Source organism: Sagittula sp. MA-2 (assembly GCF_030126985.1).
Classification (GTDB): Bacteria; Pseudomonadota; Alphaproteobacteria; order Rhodobacterales; family Rhodobacteraceae; genus Sagittula.
The window spans coordinates 3136376-3153056 of the sequence record NZ_CP126145.1 but is presented as its reverse complement, the minus strand read 5'-3'; the positions used below and the strand labels follow the sequence as shown (position 1 = coordinate 3153056).

General features: G+C 69.2%; 21 protein-coding genes and 1 tRNA gene. 6 read left to right on the top strand and 16 right to left on the bottom strand.

Annotation, left to right across the window (positions count from 1 at the left end; all coding sequences use genetic code 11):
• Window positions 1-80: 80 nt before the first annotated feature.
• Window positions 81-1409 carry a hypothetical protein gene (locus QNI11_RS15325; protein ID WP_100929756.1) on the bottom strand — a complete coding sequence of 443 codons (1329 nt, stop codon included), beginning with the start codon at window positions 1407-1409 and terminating at the stop codon, window positions 81-83.
• 123 nt (window positions 1410-1532) lie between these two features.
• On the opposite strand from QNI11_RS15325, the gene QNI11_RS15320 reads away from it, so the two are divergent.
• The gene (locus tag QNI11_RS15320; RefSeq protein WP_283980765.1) at window positions 1533-2003 is read left to right on the top strand and encodes an MmcB family DNA repair protein; all 471 of its coding nucleotides are present in this window, start codon (window positions 1533-1535) and stop codon (window positions 2001-2003) included.
• 44 nt (window positions 2004-2047) lie between these two features.
• On the opposite strand, the gene QNI11_RS15315 is transcribed toward QNI11_RS15320, so the two are convergent.
• The gene (locus QNI11_RS15315; RefSeq protein WP_100929757.1) at window positions 2048-2251 is read right to left on the bottom strand and encodes a DUF6324 family protein; all 204 of its coding nucleotides are present in this window, start codon (window positions 2249-2251) and stop codon (window positions 2048-2050) included.
• Between the two features lie 71 nt (window positions 2252-2322).
• On the opposite strand from QNI11_RS15315, the gene QNI11_RS15310 reads away from it, so the two are divergent.
• Window positions 2323-2835 (top strand): GNAT family N-acetyltransferase, encoded by a 513-nt coding sequence (locus QNI11_RS15310; RefSeq protein ID WP_283980764.1) that lies wholly within the window; start codon window positions 2323-2325, stop codon window positions 2833-2835.
• Window positions 2836-2877: 42 nt separating this feature from the next.
• Window positions 2878-2954, top strand: a tRNA-His gene (locus tag QNI11_RS15305).
• 166 nt (window positions 2955-3120) lie between these two features.
• On the opposite strand, the gene QNI11_RS15300 is transcribed toward QNI11_RS15305, so the two are convergent.
• The 6 genes from QNI11_RS15300 to nifB all read right to left on the bottom strand — a co-directional run bounded on the left by QNI11_RS15300 (window position 3121) and on the right by nifB (window position 7037).
• Window positions 3121-3948 carry an SIR2 family protein gene (locus QNI11_RS15300; protein ID WP_283980763.1) on the bottom strand — a complete coding sequence of 276 codons (828 nt, stop codon included), beginning with the start codon at window positions 3946-3948 and terminating at the stop codon, window positions 3121-3123.
• A gap of 3 nt (window positions 3949-3951) precedes the next feature.
• On the bottom strand, window positions 3952-4167 hold the full coding sequence (gene nifT, locus QNI11_RS15295) for a putative nitrogen fixation protein NifT (RefSeq protein WP_100929760.1): 216 nt from the start codon (window positions 4165-4167) through the stop codon (window positions 3952-3954).
• Window positions 4164-4517: a nitrogen fixation protein NifZ gene (locus QNI11_RS15290; RefSeq protein ID WP_100929761.1), complete on the bottom strand. Its 354-nt coding sequence runs from the start codon at window positions 4515-4517 to the stop codon at window positions 4164-4166. Before QNI11_RS15290 ends, nifT begins: the two co-directional genes overlap by 4 nt.
• Window positions 4517-5239 (bottom strand): 4Fe4S-binding leucine-rich repeat protein, encoded by a 723-nt coding sequence (locus QNI11_RS15285; RefSeq protein WP_283980762.1) that lies wholly within the window; start codon window positions 5237-5239, stop codon window positions 4517-4519. The genes QNI11_RS15290 and QNI11_RS15285 overlap by 1 nt, the downstream gene beginning before the upstream one ends.
• A 24-nt stretch (window positions 5240-5263) precedes the next feature.
• On the bottom strand, window positions 5264-5458 hold the full coding sequence (locus tag QNI11_RS15280; RefSeq protein WP_100929763.1) for a 4Fe-4S binding protein: 195 nt from the start codon (window positions 5456-5458) through the stop codon (window positions 5264-5266).
• Window positions 5459-5549: 91 nt separating this feature from the next.
• A complete protein-coding gene (nifB, locus tag QNI11_RS15275; protein WP_283980761.1) occupies window positions 5550-7037 on the bottom strand; it encodes a nitrogenase cofactor biosynthesis protein NifB in 1488 nt (495 codons plus the stop codon).
• Between the two features lie 168 nt (window positions 7038-7205).
• Between nifB and QNI11_RS15270 the strand changes: the two genes are divergently transcribed.
• The 3 genes from QNI11_RS15270 (at window position 7206) to QNI11_RS15260 (ending at window position 8663) form a co-directional block, all read left to right on the top strand.
• The gene (locus QNI11_RS15270; protein ID WP_283980760.1) at window positions 7206-7538 is read left to right on the top strand and encodes a helix-turn-helix transcriptional regulator; all 333 of its coding nucleotides are present in this window, start codon (window positions 7206-7208) and stop codon (window positions 7536-7538) included.
• 139 nt (window positions 7539-7677) lie between these two features.
• Window positions 7678-8001: a hypothetical protein gene (locus QNI11_RS15265; protein ID WP_283980759.1), complete on the top strand. Its 324-nt coding sequence runs from the start codon at window positions 7678-7680 to the stop codon at window positions 7999-8001.
• Window positions 7998-8663 carry a glutathione S-transferase family protein gene (locus QNI11_RS15260; protein ID WP_283980758.1) on the top strand — a complete coding sequence of 222 codons (666 nt, stop codon included), beginning with the start codon at window positions 7998-8000 and terminating at the stop codon, window positions 8661-8663. The genes QNI11_RS15265 and QNI11_RS15260 overlap by 4 nt, the downstream gene beginning before the upstream one ends.
• Before the next feature lie 197 nt (window positions 8664-8860).
• On the opposite strand, the gene nifA is transcribed toward QNI11_RS15260, so the two are convergent.
• The 8 genes from nifA to nifV form a co-directional block, all read right to left on the bottom strand.
• Window positions 8861-10543 (bottom strand): nif-specific transcriptional activator NifA, encoded by a 1683-nt coding sequence (nifA, locus tag QNI11_RS15255; RefSeq protein WP_373418448.1) that lies wholly within the window; start codon window positions 10541-10543, stop codon window positions 8861-8863.
• A 381-nt stretch (window positions 10544-10924) separates the two neighbouring features.
• Window positions 10925-12217, bottom strand: coding sequence for an RNA polymerase factor sigma-54 (gene rpoN, locus QNI11_RS15250; protein WP_100929768.1), 1293 nt, complete (start codon window positions 12215-12217; stop codon window positions 10925-10927).
• A 99-nt stretch (window positions 12218-12316) separates the two neighbouring features.
• Complete coding sequence (locus tag QNI11_RS15245) at window positions 12317-13015, bottom strand: ATP-binding cassette domain-containing protein (RefSeq protein WP_283980756.1); 699 nt, start codon at window positions 13013-13015, stop codon at window positions 12317-12319.
• Window positions 13012-13704 carry a molybdate ABC transporter permease subunit gene (gene modB / locus QNI11_RS15240; RefSeq protein ID WP_283980755.1) on the bottom strand — a complete coding sequence of 231 codons (693 nt, stop codon included), beginning with the start codon at window positions 13702-13704 and terminating at the stop codon, window positions 13012-13014. The genes QNI11_RS15245 and modB overlap by 4 nt, the downstream gene beginning before the upstream one ends.
• Window positions 13701-14441 (bottom strand): molybdate ABC transporter substrate-binding protein, encoded by a 741-nt coding sequence (modA, locus tag QNI11_RS15235; protein WP_283980754.1) that lies wholly within the window; start codon window positions 14439-14441, stop codon window positions 13701-13703. The genes modB and modA overlap by 4 nt, the downstream gene beginning before the upstream one ends.
• Complete coding sequence (gene nifW, locus QNI11_RS15230) at window positions 14438-14770, bottom strand: nitrogenase stabilizing/protective protein NifW (RefSeq protein WP_283980753.1); 333 nt, start codon at window positions 14768-14770, stop codon at window positions 14438-14440. The genes modA and nifW overlap by 4 nt, the downstream gene beginning before the upstream one ends.
• A gap of 27 nt (window positions 14771-14797) precedes the next feature.
• Window positions 14798-15505: a serine O-acetyltransferase gene (gene cysE, locus QNI11_RS15225; RefSeq protein ID WP_283980751.1), complete on the bottom strand. Its 708-nt coding sequence runs from the start codon at window positions 15503-15505 to the stop codon at window positions 14798-14800.
• The gene (gene nifV, locus QNI11_RS15220) at window positions 15502-16674 is read right to left on the bottom strand and encodes a homocitrate synthase (RefSeq protein ID WP_283980750.1); all 1173 of its coding nucleotides are present in this window, start codon (window positions 16672-16674) and stop codon (window positions 15502-15504) included. Before nifV ends, cysE begins: the two co-directional genes overlap by 4 nt.
• Between the last annotated feature and the right edge of the window lie 7 nt (window positions 16675-16681).

Genomic DNA, 16681 nt, shown 5'->3' with positions numbered 1-16681 from the left:
CGGCGCCTTCACGCGGCGTTGCACCGCGCGGCCCGCCGTGCGTGCGCGTGACGTCTGCCCGCCCATCGTCTCACCGGCGTTCATTCGGCGGCCTCGCGCGGCGGCTCCTGCGGTTTCTGGGCGGGGTCCGGCGTCAGGACGGTGGGGGCGGCGGTCGTGGCCGGGGGCGGGGCCGAGAGCTGCTCCACGTCGCGCAGGGCGGTGACGGCGGCGCGCAGCTCGGCCAGCGTCAGCGTGTCCTCGATCCCGGTGCCGTCGCGCCCGTGGCGGATCGCGCCCTGGGTGATGGCGAGGATGAAGACCAGCACCATGGGCAGGAGGTCGATGGCGATGGCCCCGGCCCAGGACGGCACGAAGTTGCGGGCGTAGAGGATCACCGCGTCGGCGGCGGAGATCGGCGTGTAGGTCACGTCGGTCGGGCTTTCCAGCGCCTGCACGTTCTGCGCCGCCCGTTCCAGCGTCGCGGCGCGGCTGCCCAGCACTTCCAGCACCGAGGAGATGGTGGCGGACTGGTCGGCCCGCCCGGCGGCGGTGGAGCTGTCGAGTTCCGGCAGCACCACGGAAGCGGCGAGGTCCTGTGCCGCCCGTTCCACGAGCTGCGCGACCGACAGTTGCCGCAACTGGGTGATCAGGCCCTGAAGGCGCACCGCGGCCTCCGAGAACTCGATGGAGCGGGCCTCCACGCTGCCCGGTTCCACCGTCAGGGCGCGCATCCGCGACAGGATGGTGTTGCCCTCGGTGAAGGCGCTTTCGACCAGCGGGGTCTGTTCGGCGATCTGGGTTTCCAGCGCCGACAGCTCTGCCGACTTCTGGCGCAGCACGCGGAAGACCGCGCCGCGGCCTGCGAGGCCGGAGAGCGAGCCCTGCGCCTCCTGCTCCGAGAGGTCCTCGAACGACTGCCGCACGCGGGCGACGTCGCGTTCCAGCGCTTGCCCGGTCAGGGCGATCTCGTGGGCGCGCTCCAACGCCGTCTGGTAGTCCTGCACGGTCTTGGCGAGGTGCTGCTCCACCGCCGCCGACCCGGCCAGCGCGGCGGCGTTCAGCCAGGACGACATGGCGACGATGGCGAGGCTGCCCATGCCCATCGCGGCCAGAAGGCCGGTGCGGGCGCGCGTCGTGGTGACGGCCGGGAAGAGTCGCAGCATGTAGGACCAGAAGACGAAGATGCCGACCGAGACGGCCGTCGAATAGGCGATGGCGGCAAAGACCGACATGGCGCCGTTCTCGTCCAGCAGGGAACTCACCCCGAGGTAGGTGTAGATGCCCGAGGCCACCGACAGCACGCCAAGCGCCGTGCCGGAGAAGGTGTCGAGCCACGTGATGTGACCTTCGAGGTCGCGGGCGTTGCGCACACCGCGCGCGGCCTCCCGGCTGAGGGGGACGGTGTCCTGTCGTGGGCTCTGGCTCATGCGGTCTCCGTGCGCGTCGGCCAAAACCGGCCGGCCCGTAAAACATGACCCCTGGGCGGCGATTTGCAACGCCTCTCGCCGTGGGGGTTGCATTTGTTCACGTATTGTTCATATGTTTTCAGCATGGATTTGCGTGACACCCTGTTGGATTCCGGCCTGATGCCGGGGCAGCTCCTGGCCCGGGGCGTGTGCCGCCACCTCGCGACACACGGCTTTGCCACGGTGGAGGAATTCGTGCCCGAGCGCGGCCTGCGGGTCGACGTGATGGCGCTTGGCCCGAAGGGAGAGCTTTGGGTGGTCGAATGCAAGTCCTCGCGCGCGGACTTTATGTGCGACGCCAAGTGGCAGGGCTACCTCGACTGGTGCGACCGCTACTTCTGGGCCGTGGATCAGGATTTTCCGACCGACCTGCTGCCCGAGGGCACCGGCCTTATCGTCGCCGACGGCTACGATGCGGAGATCCTGCGCATGTCGCCGGAATCGAAGCTGCCGGGCGCGCGGCGCAAGGTGCTTATGCAGAAGTTCGCCTTCCATGCCGCCCGGCGCCTGCAGGGCCTGCGCGACCCGGGGGCGGTGCTGGACGGCTGGGGCTGAGGGCGCGGCGCGTTCCGTTGCGGCGGCGGTCGGCGCCGCCGCGTTCAGCGCTTCTTTTTCTTCGGTTTCATGCCGCGTGCGGTCGCCGCGGCGGCGCGCAGTTCCTCGGCGATGTCCTCGGCCTCTTCGGGGTCGAAGTCCATCGGGATCTCCAAGTCCCCGGCAAAGATGTACATCCGGACCATGCCCAGGTCGGTCGGGCCGATCTGCAGGTTGGCCTCGATTTCGCTTTCGTCGTTGATGCTCATGGCTGTCCCTCGCGGTGATCTTGTCAGTTAGCCACCGCCGCGCTTTGATGCAAGCGCAGGAGGATGGGACGATGACGGTGGAATTGCGCGATCTGGGCGAGGGCGACGCGGACTGGCTGGTGACCCAGCACGGGCGTCTCTATGCGCGGGACGAGGGGTTCGACGACAGCTTCCCGGTGCTGGTGCGGCAGGTGCTTGACGATTTCATCGCACATCGCGATCCGGCGCGGGAACGGGCCTTCATCGCGTGGGAGGACGGCGCCCGGCTGGGCAGCATATTCTGCGCCCGCTCCGACGATCCCGATGCGGCAAAGCTGCGGCTGTTCCTCCTGATGCCGGAGGCGCGCGGCAAGGGGCTGGGGCGGCGGCTGCTGGCCGAGAACCTCGCCTTTGCGCGGCAGGCCGGGTATGCTAGAATGGTGCTCTGGACGCATGAAAGCCACCGGGCGGCCTGCGCGCTTTATGCAGCAACCGGGTGGCGGCTGCTCCGGTCGGAGCCGAAAATCAGCTTCGGCGTGCCCGTGGTGGAACAGGCCTGGGAGATCGACCTGAGCACGCCGCGGGGAAAAAATTTCCGGGATTAGCGCTTGCATTCCAAGGGCGCAGTTTGTAAATCGCCTGCCAGTGCCGCCTTAGCTCAGTTGGTTAGAGCGCCTGATTGTGGATCAGGAGGTCCCCCGTTCGAGCCGGGGAGGTGGTACCATCTCCTTCAGGACGCAAAGCGAAAAGGCCCTTCGCCGGTGATGGCAGAGGGCCTTTCGCGTCTGTTGGGCCGCGGCATCGGGGCGATGCGCGTTGCAGGCAGCCGCGTGGGAACTGCCCCCCGGGGACGCGGTGCCGGCACCGGCCGCCCGGTGATGTCTGCGCGTCTAGCCTTCGGGAACGGTCAGCGCCTCTGCCACGGCTTCCAATGGCAGGTCGATGTGCAGCGCGTTCATTTCCTTCACGAATTTCTCTTCCATCCGGGTGAGCGGTCCGTGGATGACCATGACATGCCCGGGGGCGGACCGCTTGGCGATCTGCCGGGCGAAGGTGCGGAGCATCTGGTCGTCGAACCGGCAGCCGAGGAAGAGGAAGGGCCGGCCGGTGCGGCGGCGGGTGACGTCCTCGGGAATCGGGCGCTGGATGTCGATCTCCGTCAGGACCTCCACGTAGTCGCTGTCAGACATCAGGAAGGACGATCCCTTCCGCGCCATGCCGTGGGGTTTGTAGATCAGCGTCTCCCACTCCGGGCTGGCCTCCGGCACCTGGTTGCCATCCGCATCGTAGGCGCGGGTGAAGATGTCGATCCATTCGCCGTTGCGGCTGACGCCCTGCACCAGTCCGTGCGGCTTGCCCGCGAAGGCGCGCAGCAAACCGTCGTCGTACCAGGTGTCGACGATCATCGGCGGGCCGACGCGGGCCAGCCAGTCATGCACCGGGTTGGACCCGGCGGCGGGCGTGTCGAAGGCATCCTCCACCAGCTTGTTCAGCGTGGCACGGAACTTGCGGCTTTCGATGTACTGCGCCACGGCCCAGAGATTGCCGGCGGCGCGGCGGGGCGCCCGCACTTGCCTTTCCAGCAGCGCCGAAAGCGCCTGCGGCGTCGTCGGTGCGGCGGTGTCCGACAGGGCCGCGACCTCGGGACCGAGGTAGGCGATGCGCCGGCCCGAGGCGACTTCGTTCATCGCCTGTTCGAGTTGGTCGTGCGGGGTCATGGCTCAGTCCTCTCCGGCGGTCAGGCGGCGGGCGTCGACGGTGATCGGCAGGGCGGGGGGCTCGTCGAAGGCGGGCATGGCGAAAACCCAGCCGTTCGCGAGCCGCGCCCAGCCGCCCCAGAGGCCGGGGACCTCTGTCTCGACGATCATTTCCTCGAGGTCCTTCTTGGGGACGTAGGCTTCCATCCCCTTGGGGGTTTCGCGGATCATGACTTTCATTCGGCGGGCTCCTCGCGCGTTCGGGCCGATGGGCGGGTGACGATGTGGGACTGCAGCGCCGACGGGTCTTCGGTGCGGCGGATTTGCTGGCCGTCGGGGGTCAGCTCGCGCTCGCGCATGCCGACGATGCTGGCGCGGTCGACGAAATCGACGGCGTAGATATAGAACTGCTGGAGGAAGACGCCGATGTCGCGGACATAGCCCACGTCGCCCTTCTTCACGACGGTTTCGCCGATCTCCTTGCCGGCCATGGTGCCGTCGTTCCTGACGTTCTTCTTCGAGATGACCCGGTCGCCGGGCATGAAGGCCGGATCGCGGTAGACCTCGATCTCGCGGTCGTCGGTGGACATCAGGCTTCCTCCTGGAGCTGGGCGAGACGGGCGCGGGCGGTCTCACGGATTAAATCGTCGGGGTCGCCGGTGAGGAACTCCGCTTCTGCCCGGCCGCCGTTCTCGGCCACCACGTGACGCACGCGGAGGTCCTCGTCGGCGATGAACAGCGCGGGACGGCGCAGGGCGGCCTCGCGCCGGACAAGTGGGTCGGGATCGGTGCGGAAGCGGTCGAGCATCGGGTCGATCACGCGCCGGGCGACGATCCGGCGAATTTCCGGGTCGGGATCGGCGATCATCATCGGCAGCAGCCCCGGTTCGGCCCGGCGCGCGACGATGGTGCGCACGTAGCTGTCGGCGTCATGTGTCATCGCGGAGAGCCGTTCCTGCGGCAGCCGGTGGGCCACGGCGATGCGCACCCGGCGGTCGCCGTCGCCAAGCGCGCGCTCCGCGTGTGAGGGGGGCAGGCGCAGGATGGCGATGCCGCGCACGCCCGCATCCTCGTCGTCCAGCAGCCGCGGCAGGCGAAAGACGGAAGCCGCCCGTGCGGCATTGGCCCGCGTCTCGAAATAGGGGTGGGTCAGGCATTCGTCCGCGAGATCGCGGTTCAGAAGGAAGAAGCGCTCGATCCGCTTGGCGTAGCGGTCGTGCGCACAGGACCAGCCCAGGCCGCAGCGCCCCGGGTCGAGGCGCGCGTTGAAACGGCAGGACGCACAGTCGAGCGGCGCGCCCTGCCAGTCCACGGGGGCAGGTCCTTCGGGCACCGGTCAGGCCGGGATGCAGGTTTCGGGCACCGGGCAGATCTCGGCGCACTGCGGGGTGTCGAAACTGCCCTTGCACTCGGTACAGAGCGCCGGGTCGATCACGTAGGTGTCGTCGCTGAAGGAGATCGCGGCGTTCGGGCATTCGAACTCGCAGGCGCCGCAGACGGTGCAGTTGGATTGGACGATGGTCAGGGCCATGGGGGTTCCTCGTGGCTGTCGGGGCGGAGGGTGGCGCAAAGCCCCACCCTGCATGCCGGCGCGCAGGCGCGACGCGGCGGTCCTTGTGACGTCAGGCGGTCTCGGCCTCCAGCGCAGGCAGGCCGCATCTGGCGCGGTAGACCGCCGACACCGCGGTTTCTATGTACTCGTAGGCGAAATCCTGGATCGCCACGATCCCGGCCGCGGCGAGGTCCTCGCGCGGGCAGTCGCCGATCTTGGCGCAGAGGATCGTGTCGATGCCCTCCAGCGTCTTGATGACCAGTTCCAGCTTCTCCTCCTCGCCGTAGCCGCCGACGCAGTAGTTGTCGCAACGGCGGTGGGTGACGAAACGGACGCCTTCCGCATCGACCTCGAAGATCTGGAACTCGGTGGCATGGCCGAAATGCTGGTTGATGCGCCCGCCGCCCTTGGTGGCCACGGCGATCAGCATGGCCCCGGCGTCCGCGGCGACGGCGGCCTGCGTTTCGGCCTTCGCCTCCTCTGCGGCGACCCGGCGTTCGCCGCGCTCCTCCGCCACCCAGGCACGGTAGGCCTCGCGCTTCGTCGGGTCGTAGGTGACCGCGTCCGGCACGAGGTCCATGGTGAATTCCTGCCCCCGATCCTCGCCCAGAAGGCCCACCGCATCGGCGCGGCACTGGCGGCAATGCTTCATCAGGTTGGCACCACCGGCACAGGCGTCCTGAAGCTTCTTCAGCTCCTGCGCGGTGGGCCCGCGCTGACCGTTCAACCCGAAGGCCGTGCCGTGTTCCGGCGCCGAGATCAGCGGCATGATGTTGTGCAGGAAGGCGCCGCGCTTCTTCACCTCCCGGTTGACCTCGAGCAGGTGCGCGTCGTTGATGCCGGGGATCATCACCGAGTTCACCTTCACCAGAATGCCGCGTTCGTGCAGCATGTCGAGCGACTGCATCTGGCGCTCGTGCAGGATCTGGCTGGCCTCCAGACCGGTGCGGCGCTTGTGCTGCCAGAAGATCCACGGATAGATCTTCGTCCCCACCTCCGGGTCGATCATGTTGATGGTCAGCGTGACGTGGTCGATGTTCATGTCCAGCAGGTCGTCGACGTGGTCGGGCAGGGCGAGGCCGTTGGTCGACAGGCAGAGCTTGATGTCGGGAAGCTGCGCGTGGACACGCTGGAAGGTCTCTCGCGTCTTTCGCCAGTCGTAGGCGGAATCGCCCGGCCCGGCGATGCCCAGCACCGAAAGCTGCGGGATCTCGTTCGCGACCGCGATCACCTTGCGGGCGGCGGCCTCCGGCGTCAGCCGTTCCGAGACCACGCCGGGGCGGCTTTCGTTGGCACAGTCGTACTTGCGGTTGCAGTAGTTGCACTGGATGTTGCAGGCGGGCGCGACGGCGACGTGCATCCGGGCGAAGTAATGGTGCGCCTCTTCCGAGTAGCAGGGGTGGTCCTTCACCTTTTCCCAGGTGGCCGGGTCCATGTCCTCGGGCGCATCGGAAGACCCGCAGGACGAGGACGAACAGCCGTCCGACTCCATGGCCTTCGTCAGGGCATCCTTCGAGCCGATGGCAAGCCCGTCGAGGGAAATCACGTTCGCGTTCATGGCGCTTCCTTCCTGATGGTTCGGTCCGTCGGTGAGCGTTGAGCAAGGTCGATGCCAAGCGGTGCCGCGCAGGGGATTGTCGTATAGGGGACAACCGGGGCCTCTGCTGAAAGCCGATACTCAAGCGATGACTTGACTATTGTCGGCTTTGGTCCGAAACTTCAGCGCATGGTTGAGTATTCGAAGGATCTGGACCGCGCCTTTCACGCGCTGTCCGACGGAACGCGCCGGGCGATCCTCGACCGCCTTGCGCGGGGGCCGCGGTCGGTCAGCGCCCTGGCGCACCCCTTCGACGCGACGCTGTCGGCGATCCACCAGCACATCCAGGTGCTGGAGGCGTCGGGACTGGTGGAGACGGAGAAGGTCGGCCGGGTGCGCCAGTGCCGGATCTCGCGCAAGGCCGTGGCGCAGGTCGAAGGCTGGCTGCGGGCGCGGCGGATGCTCTGGGAGGAGCGGTTCGATGCTCTGGGCGCGATGCTTGAGGAGGATGGCGATGGGTAAGGCGCCCGACCACGGGACGTTCCCGATCCGGCGGCGATGGAAGGCACCGGCAGCCCGGGTATTTGCCGCATGGCCGGGCCCTGACCGGAAGGCGCGCCGGTTCACCGGACCCGCGGGCAGGGGGCTGGCGGACGGCCGCATGGACTTGCGCCCCGGCGGCGAGGAGGCGCCGGAAGGGCGCTTCCCCTCGGGCAGGCAGTCGCGCCCTGCCGCGTGCCATTGCGTGCTCGAACCCGGCAGGCGGCCGGTCTGTGCCTACGACATGCGGGTCGAAGGGGCGCAGCATCCGGTGACGCTGGGGCCGCCGGAACTGACCCCGGCGGACGAGGGGGCGACCCACGTCGCCTGCACCGGGCAGATCGTCTGCTCTGACGGGGAGCGCGGAGCAGCCGGCCGCGAGCACAGGGCCAGCTTGCAGGACGGTGCCATCGAGCGGACCTTAGGCCGGGAGCGCCTGTCATGATCGCGATCTACGGCCACCCGTTCTCGTCTCATTGCTGGAAGGTCTACATCGCTCTGCGCGAAAGAGGGCTGGACTGGGACGCGCGCACCGTCGATCCCACGCAGCCGGAGCACCAGGCCTTCTGCCGGGAAGCCGCGCCCACCGGCCAGTTCCCTGTGCTGGATCACGACGGCCATGTGGTGATCGAAAGCGCCGCGATCGTCGAATATCTCGACGGGCTGGGCGAGGCCGCCCCCATGGTGCCAAAGGACAGGGACGCGGCCATCGAAGCGCGGCAGATGGATGCCGTCTTCGACGACTACCTGAACGCGCCGGTGGGGCGCATCGTGCTGAACGAACTGCGCCCCGAAACCTGTCGAGATGCGTTTGGCGTGGCGGAGGTACGGGAGAAGATGACCCAGGCCTATCGATGGCTGGACGGATGGATGACGGGCCGGGACTGGGCCGCAGGTGCCTTCGGCATCGCCGACTGCGCCGCGGCCCCGGCGCTGTTCTATGCGCATTGGGTGCACCCGATCCCGATGGACCTGCGGGCTTTGCACAGCTACCGCAAGCGGCTGCTCACCAGGCCTTCCGTTGCGGCGACGGTAGACGACGCCCGTTTCTTCCGCCCTTACTTCCCGTTCAAGACGGACACCGATCCGGACTGGTTGCCGTCCTGAACGCAGCGCCCGACCCGGTGTCGTGCAGGCGAGGGGCCAGCCCCTCGCGCTCCCCGGAGTATTTCGGAAGCAAAGAAGCAGGGCACGGTCCGAGGCTTCTTTGCTTTGCAAATACTCCCGCCGGAGGCGGCGGCGCGCGCAGCGCGCTAATACCGGGTGCGCAGCACACCTTTTGATCGCGTCCAGAGGGGGAGCAGTCAGATCCTGCGTACTTCGATGCCGTGTTTCTGAAGTGCGTAGGCGATCTGGCGCGGTGTCAGGCCGAGGAGGCGGGCGGCCTTGGCCTTGACCCAGCCGGCTTCTTCCATGGCGGCGATCAGCTCTTCACGGGCGGTGTTGGCGGTCTTCCTGGGTCCGAAGGGCGCCGGGTCCTCGGGGAAACTTGCGGGTTCAGGTTCGGTCGCGGGCGGGGGCGCGGGGCGGCGAATGGCGGGGGTGACGACCTGGCCCGAGGCGAGGCCGCCGATGGGCGATCCGCCGTCCTGAAGACGCCACAGATCGGCCGAGAGGCAGGTGCCCTGCCGGCATGCAAGTTCCTGCCCCAGCACGATTTCGCCGTCCGACAGGGCGGCGGCACGGTTCACGCAATTCTCCAGTTCGCGGACATTGCCGGGAAACTTGCACTTGCAGATCGTGTCGAAGGCGTCGGCGGCGAAACGCACCTTCGTGCCGTTCGACCTGTTGAACTGGTCGAGGAACAGCTGCGCGAGCGGCCGGATGTCGCTGGGCCGGTCGCGCAGCGGGGGCAGCACGATCGGTACGACGCAGATGCGGAAGTAGAGGTCGGCGCGGAAGTCGCCCTTGGCCACCGCCGCTTCGAGATCGCGGTTGGTGGCGGCGACGATGCGGACGTCGACCTTCATGGTCTTCGTGCCGCCGACGCGTTCGAACTCGCCTTCCTGGAGCACCCGCAGCAGTTTCGTCTGGAAGGTCGGGCTGATTTCGCCGATCTCGTCGAGGAACAGCGTCCCGCCGTCGGCCAGCTCGAACCGGCCCTTCTTGAGCTGGGCCGCCCCGGTGAAGGCGCCTTTCTCGTGGCCGAAGAGTTCCGATTCCAGCAGGGTTTCCGACAGGGCCGCGCAGTTGACGCGGACGAAGGGGCCTTTCTGCCGTTTCGACTGGCTGTGCACGGCGCGGGCGAACAGCTCCTTGCCGGTGCCGGATTCGCCGCGCAGCAGGACCGGCGTCCGCTTGGGGGCGACGCGCTTGACCTGCTGGATCACGTCGGAGATCGCCGGGCTGTCGCCGATGATGCCGTCGAAGCTGACCGGCCCCGGCGTCTCGCCCGACTGTTCGCGCAGCGACTGGATCAGGCGGCGGGTGTCCGAAAGCGCCCGGTCGCGGTCCTTGGCGATCCGGCGGCGGAAGCGCAGCGCCTGTTCCAGCAGCGAGGCGACCATGGTCAGCACCCGCACGTCGATGTCCGACAGTCCGGCGCGCGCGTCCGCGTGGCTGCGGAAGGCGCAGAGCAGGCCCAGCACGAAGTGGCTTTGTTCCGGGTCGCGCAGGGGCACGGCGATCAGCGTCTGGCCTTCTCCGCGCAGGCGGGTCGGCACGGCGTCCTCGCCGAACTCCGCGGCGAGGTCGAAGGACACCAGCGGCACGCCGGAGCTGAACACCACCCGTGCCACCCTGTCCGGCAGCACTTCGGAGGCGGGTGCGGTCGCATCCCGCGAGAACGCGGTGGCGGCGATGGAATAGGGGTTGCGCTGGCCCGGCACGTCGGTCTCCGGGTCCGTCAGCAGCGCCAGGACGCCGTGCCGCAGGTCGAGGAAGGACGAAAGCACGTTCAGGATATCGGGCACGACCTGGATCGGGTCGGGCGCCGCAGTGAAGGTCTTGGCGATCTCGTAGATCGCGTCGAGCGCCAGCCGGTCCATGCCCGCGGTTTCGGGGCCTGTGCCGGCGGTGGTCCTCCCGGTGCGCCGTTCCCCGGCGCCGTTTGTCTTGGCCGTCTTGTCGTCTTGGATGATGCAGCCCATCTGGGACCCCTCTGTCAGGACGTCTCGGCTCCTCCCGTCGGCAGTCTTTGTCGTCTCACCGGCCCGCTCTTGCGGTCCGGCGCTTTCCTCCGTTGACTGTTCTACCATGCCGAGAGGTCCTGGCGGGAGCGGGCGGTGGCGTTTCGCCGGGTGAGCCCCCGGATGGCCCGGAATTTGCGCCAGGACTGCGCAATTTCCGGGCGGATCGCCAGCGGGGGAAGGGCACGGGCTACGGGTGCCGGCCCCTTCCGAACCTGAGTGATTCCGTGGGTCGTTCGGTCATCGCTTGCGGGCAAGCGCCTGCCTCCGGCGGTCGTAGGAAGAGCCGAGCCCGAGAGACAGGCGGTACTTCGTTACCGTGCGGCGTGCGATGCGCAGGCCTGACCGTTCGGCAAGGTCGACGATGGCCCCGTCCGACAGCGGGTTTTCCGGGTCTTCCCGTTCCACCGCGCGCCGGACGAACTGCAGCGCGCTGTCGCGCGAGACGCCGTCGTTGTCGTGGCTGCTGCCCACCGCGCGGGCAAAGAAGGCGCGCAGCGGCAGGGCGCGTGTTGGAGTCTGGATCATCCGGCCCGATACGGCGCGGCTGATGGTGGAGGCGTGCAGGCCAAGCTCTGCGGCCACGTCCTCCAGCGTCAGGGGTGCGAGATACGCCGGGCCGCGGTCGAGGAAGTGCGCCTGCCGCGCCACCAGCACGGCCGCGGTGCGCAGGAGCGTGTCGCCGCGGCGTTCCAGCGCCTGCGCCAGAGAGCGCGCCTCGGCCAGCGCGCGGCGGCGGGCGGCGCGGGCCTCCGTGCTGGCGGTGCCGTCGGCAAGGCGGTCCTCCTGCACGGTGATCGTGGCAGACGTGGCGCGGTTCAGTTCCACCGTCCAGCCGTCCGGCCCCTTCGTGGCGATGAGATCCGGCGGAAGGACCGGCGCGGGCGTGTGGTCGAAGGCCAGCCCCGGCTTGGGGTTCAGCCCCTTGAGCTGCGCCATGATGTCGGGGATGTCCGATGTCTCGCAGTCGCAGAGGTCGGCCAGTTCCTTCAGCCGGTTCTTCGCCACGAGGTCGAGGTTGGCCAGCAGCGTCTCGACCTCCCATGTCAGCAGGTCGGCCTCGCGCGCCTGAAGCGTCAGGCATTCCGCGAGGTTCCGGGCAAAGAGGCCGGCAGGTTCGAAGGACTGCAGCCGGTCGAGGATGCGCAGGGCGCGCGCCTCCGGCACGTTGGCCAGCATGGCGATGGTGTCGACGGGCTGTCCGAGCCAGCCGGTGGGTTCCAGCGCCTCGGCAAAGCGCAGGGCGATCAGCCGGTCGGCGGTCTGCGGGAAGGCCAGTTCGATCTGCTCTGCGACATGCGCCAGAAGGCTCGGCCGGTCGGAGGCGATGGCCGCCACGGCGTCGAAGTCTTCCGAGCGCGCGCGGGTGAAGGCGGCCGGCGGGCGATAGGCGACGCAGGGGTTGGCCTGCGCGCGCTCCGCGAGGTAGTCGGAGAGTTCCTCGGACGACATGCCGAGGATGGTCAGCGAATGCAGCATCTGCCCGCTCATGGTCTGCGTCTGGCGCTGGCTGAGTCCCTGAAGCATTTCCATCGTCGTCACCTTACATCCGGGGCGGTTGAACGGGGGGCCGCGCAGGTCCGGGCGGCAGAGAAAGCGGCGTTGCTGCGCGTTTCGTGGGCGATCGGGGCGTCATGTGGCACACCTGATGGCACCGGTGGGGGCGAGGGCCGGAAAAACCGGTGTCGCGTTGCGCGTGGCGACCGACTGGATGCGCCCGCCGTTCAGCGTCACCGTGCGGTCGCAGAGGCGGCCGACCTCTTCGGGTGCGTGGGAGATGAGGATCATCGGGATCCGGGTGCGTTCCTGCACGCGCGCGATCAGGTCGAGCGTGCGCGCCTTCAGCCCCGGGTCGAGGGCCGAGACGGGTTCGTCCAGAAGCAGCAGCTCCGGTTCGGCCATCAGTGCGCGGGCGATGGCGGCGCGCTGGCGTTCTCCGCCGGACAGGCGGGCGGGGCGGGCGGCCATCAGGTGCCCGAGATCCAGCGCCCCGATCACCTCGTGCCAGAAGTCGGTGCCCCTGTTGCGCGCTCCGAAGGCGAGGTTGCGGGCGACGCTCATGTGCGGGAACAGCAGCCCGTCCTGAAACACGAGGCCGATCCGGCGCTGCGCGGCGGGGACATTCACCCCGTGGTCCGAGGCATAGAGCGCGCGACCCTTCAGAGCGATGCAGCCGCGGGTCGGGCGGACGTGTCCGGCCAGGCAGTTGAACAGCGTCGACTTGCCGGAGCCGGAGCGCCCGATCAGCCCGATGATGCCGGTGGCCTCCAGCGCAAGGTCGAGGGTGAGGCGGAAATCGCCCTGCCGGTGGTCGAGGCGGATCTCGATCATGCGGGCTCTCCCTGCGGTGACAGGCGGCGCGACACGGCCTCCGATGCCATCAGCGCGGCGCCCGCAAGGGCCAGCGACAGCAGGCACAGGCGCAAGGCCGCGTCTTCGCCGCCGGGGCTTTGCGTGACGGAGAACAGGGCAAGCGGCAGGGTCTGCGTGCGGCCGGGAATGTTGCCCGCCAGCGTGATCGTCGCGCCGAATTCGCCCACCGCGCGGGCGAAGGCCAGCGTCAGACCGGCAAGGATGCCCGGCGCCATCAGCGGCAGGGTGACGGTGGCGAAGATCCGGATCTCGGACGCGCCGAGGGACCGGGCGGCGCGGCCCAGCCGCGGGTCTATGCCCTCGGCGGACTGGCGGATGGCGCGGACCATCAGGGGAAAGCCCACCACCGCGCAGGCGATCACCACCGCCGACTCGGAGAAGGCGATGCGCAGGCCGAACTGTGTCCAAAGGAAACCGCCAAGCGGGCCGTTCCGCCCCAGGAGCACCAGCAGCAGGTAGCCCAGCAGCACCGGCGGCAGGACGAGCGGCAGGTGGACCACGGCATTCACAAGGCCATGGCCGGGGAAGCGCCGCGTGCCCAGCAGCCACCCCAGCGCGATGGCCGGAGGCAGCGACCACAGGACGGCGAGCGCCGAGGCGTTCAGCGACAAGGTCAGCGCGTCGATTTCCACCTGCGTCAGGGTCATGAGCCCTCCGCCGGGACGGTTGCGGGCAGGGTGACAAAGCCCTGCGCGGCCAGCACGGCCTGACCGGCAGGCGACACGAGGAAGGCCATCAGCGCCGAAGCGCCTTCCGGATCGTCACCCTGCGCGACCGGGGCCACGAGGTAACGGATCGGCGGATGGCTGTCCTCGGGGATCTGCCAGACCACGGCGATGCCCGGCTGTCCGGCCGCGTCCGAGGCATAGACCAGGCCAAGCGCCGCCTCGCCCTGCGCCACGGCGGCGACGGTGGCCAGCGTGTTGCGCATCGGCACGAAGGCGGGCGTGACCTCGTCCCAGAGGCCGAGGCTTTCAAGCGCCGCCTTGCCGTAGGCGCCCACGGGGGCTGTTTCCGGATCGGCCATGGCGAAGACCTCGCCTTCTAGGGCGGCGGCCAGGGTGTCGGGGGTGACCCGCGAACCGGACGGGGCGATCAGCACCAGCCGGTTGGACATCAGGACACGCACGGCGTCGCCCGCGACAAGGCCCGCCTCAACGAGGTGGCCCATCCACTTCGGATTGGCCGACACGAAGAGGTCCGCCGGTGCGCCCTGTTCGATCTGCCGCGCCAGCAGGCCGGAGGCGCCGTAGCTGGTCAGCGCGGCGATGCCGCTCTGCTCGATGGCGGCGTCCAGAGCCGCGCCGGTGGAGGCGGCGGCCAGCAGCATCGGGTCGGCCTGCGCCGCCCCCGTCAGCAGACAGAGCGCCGCCGCGCGGATCATTGCGCCACCTTCAGGCTGTCGATGACCACGAACTTCGCCTTCAGCTTGGCTTCCTCGTCGCGGAACACCTTGAAGACCTTTTCCTTCAGCGGCGTGCTCTCGACGAAGTCGCCATAGGCGCGCTTCAGTTCCGCCCGGGCGGCGAGGAAGATCGCATCCTCGTCCTGCCCGGCGAGGTCCAGGTCCCGCAGGTAGCTGCCGAACCGGCGCATGATGTGCAGGCGGGAGACGTTCAGCACCTCCTGATCGAACGGCAGCAGCAGGTAGGTGAAGATGTCCTCGGCGGAGGAAAGGGTTTCGATGGTCTCCAGGACGGTTGTCTCGGTCATGTGTGTCTCCTTCGCGGTCAGGTTGGATCAGTGGGGGAGGTGGTCCTGCGGCGGTGGCGTGCAGCCGCTTTCCGCGGCGCGTAGGGCGGCGTCGCGGGCGGCGAGGCGCGCTTCGAGGAAGGCCACGCGGTCGGCCAGCCGCGCGAGGCTGCGCCCGACCGGGTCGGGCATCAGGTGATGGTTCAGGTCGATGCGGTAGGGATCGCGCGAGGCCTGGCGGGTCTGCACGATCCGCGCGGGGATGCCGACGACCGTCGCCTCCGGCGGGACGTCCTCGACAACGACGGAATTCGCGCCGACCCGGGCGCCAGCACCTATGGTGACCGGCCCGAGGATCTTGGCCCCCGCGCCGACCATGACCTCGTCGCCAAGGGTCGGATGGCGCTTGCCGGGCGACCATGACACGCCCCCCAGCGTCACCCCGTGGTAGAGCGTCACGTCGCGGCCCACTTCGGCGGTCTCTCCGATGACGACGCCTGCGCCGTGGTCGATGAAGAAGCCGGGACCGATCCGGGCGCCGGGGTGGATGTCGATGCCCGTGACCATCCGGGCGAGGTAGGACATGATCCGCGCGGGCGTCTTCAGCCGTCTCGTCCAGAGGGCATGCGCGGCGCGGTGGGCCAGCATGGCGTGCAGGCCGGGATAGGTCAGCGCCGTCTCCAGCCGTCCGCGGGCCGCGGGGTCGCGCTGGCGGATCGCGGCAAAGTCGTCGCGGATGAAGGCGAAGCGCGTCATGACTGCCCCCCGGCCATCATCGCGGAGCGGCTGGCCCGGGTGGCGAGCCGCGCGAGTTCCTCGGGCGCGAGCGGGCGCTTGGTGCGCGTTGCATGGGCGCGGAGCAGGGGTTTCAGGCGGCTGATCAACTCGTCGCCCGAAGGCAGGCCCGCCGCCTCCAGTGCGGCGCGCAACCCGGCAAGGCCCGAGTGCTTGCCCAGAACGATCTGCCGCTCGCGCCCGAAACGGCCCGGCGCGCAGCGTTCGTCCTCGTAGGTGTCGGCCTGCTTCAGTAGCGCGTCGACGTGGATGCCTGCCTCGTGGGCGAAGGCCAGCGGCCCGGTGATCGGCTTCGATGCCGGCAGCGGACGGCCAGAGGCGCGGGCGACGGTTTGCGACAGGGCGGCCAGGGCGCGCAGGTCGATCCCGGTGTGGATGTCGTTGGCGGCCAGCGCGGCGGCGACCTCCTCCAGCGCGGCGTTTCCCGCCCGCTCGCCCAGCCCGTTGACCGTGACCGAGAGGTGCGTGGCACCGGCGTGGGCTGCCATCATCGTGTTGGCCGTCGCCATGCCGAAATCGTTGTGCGCGTGGATTTCCAGCGGCAGGGAAATGCGCGTGCTCAGTTCCGCCACCAGCCGGTAGGCGCCCATCGGATCGAGGATGCCCAGCGTATCGGCGATGCGGAAGCGGATCGCGCCCGCGGCCTTTGCCACCGCCGCCAGTTTGGCGAGGAAGGTCGGGTCGGCGCGGCTGGCGTCCTCTGCCCCGACAGAGACCGACAGCCCGGCCTGCGTGGCGCAGAACACCAGCGCCGCGGTTTCGCGGAGCGCCCAGTCGCGGTCCTGCCGCAGTTTGCCGGAGAGCTGCCGGTCAGAACTGGGAACGGCGAAATGCACCCGCCGCACGCCGGTCTTCAGCGCCATGTCGAGGTCGGTCATCCGCAGCCGGCACCAGGCGACCGGCACCGCGCAGGTCAGGTCCTGCGCCAGCGCCCGGATCTCTGCGACCTCGTCGTAGCCCATGGCGGGAATGCCCAGTTCGACCTCTGCCACGCCCGCCACGTCCAGCGCCCGGGCGATGGCGCGCTTCTCATGGAAGGAGAAGGCGACGCCGGCGGTCTGTTCGCCGTCGCGCAGCGTGGTGTCGCACAGGGCGACGGCATTCGGCGTACAGAGCGGAGCGTGGTACATGGCGGGT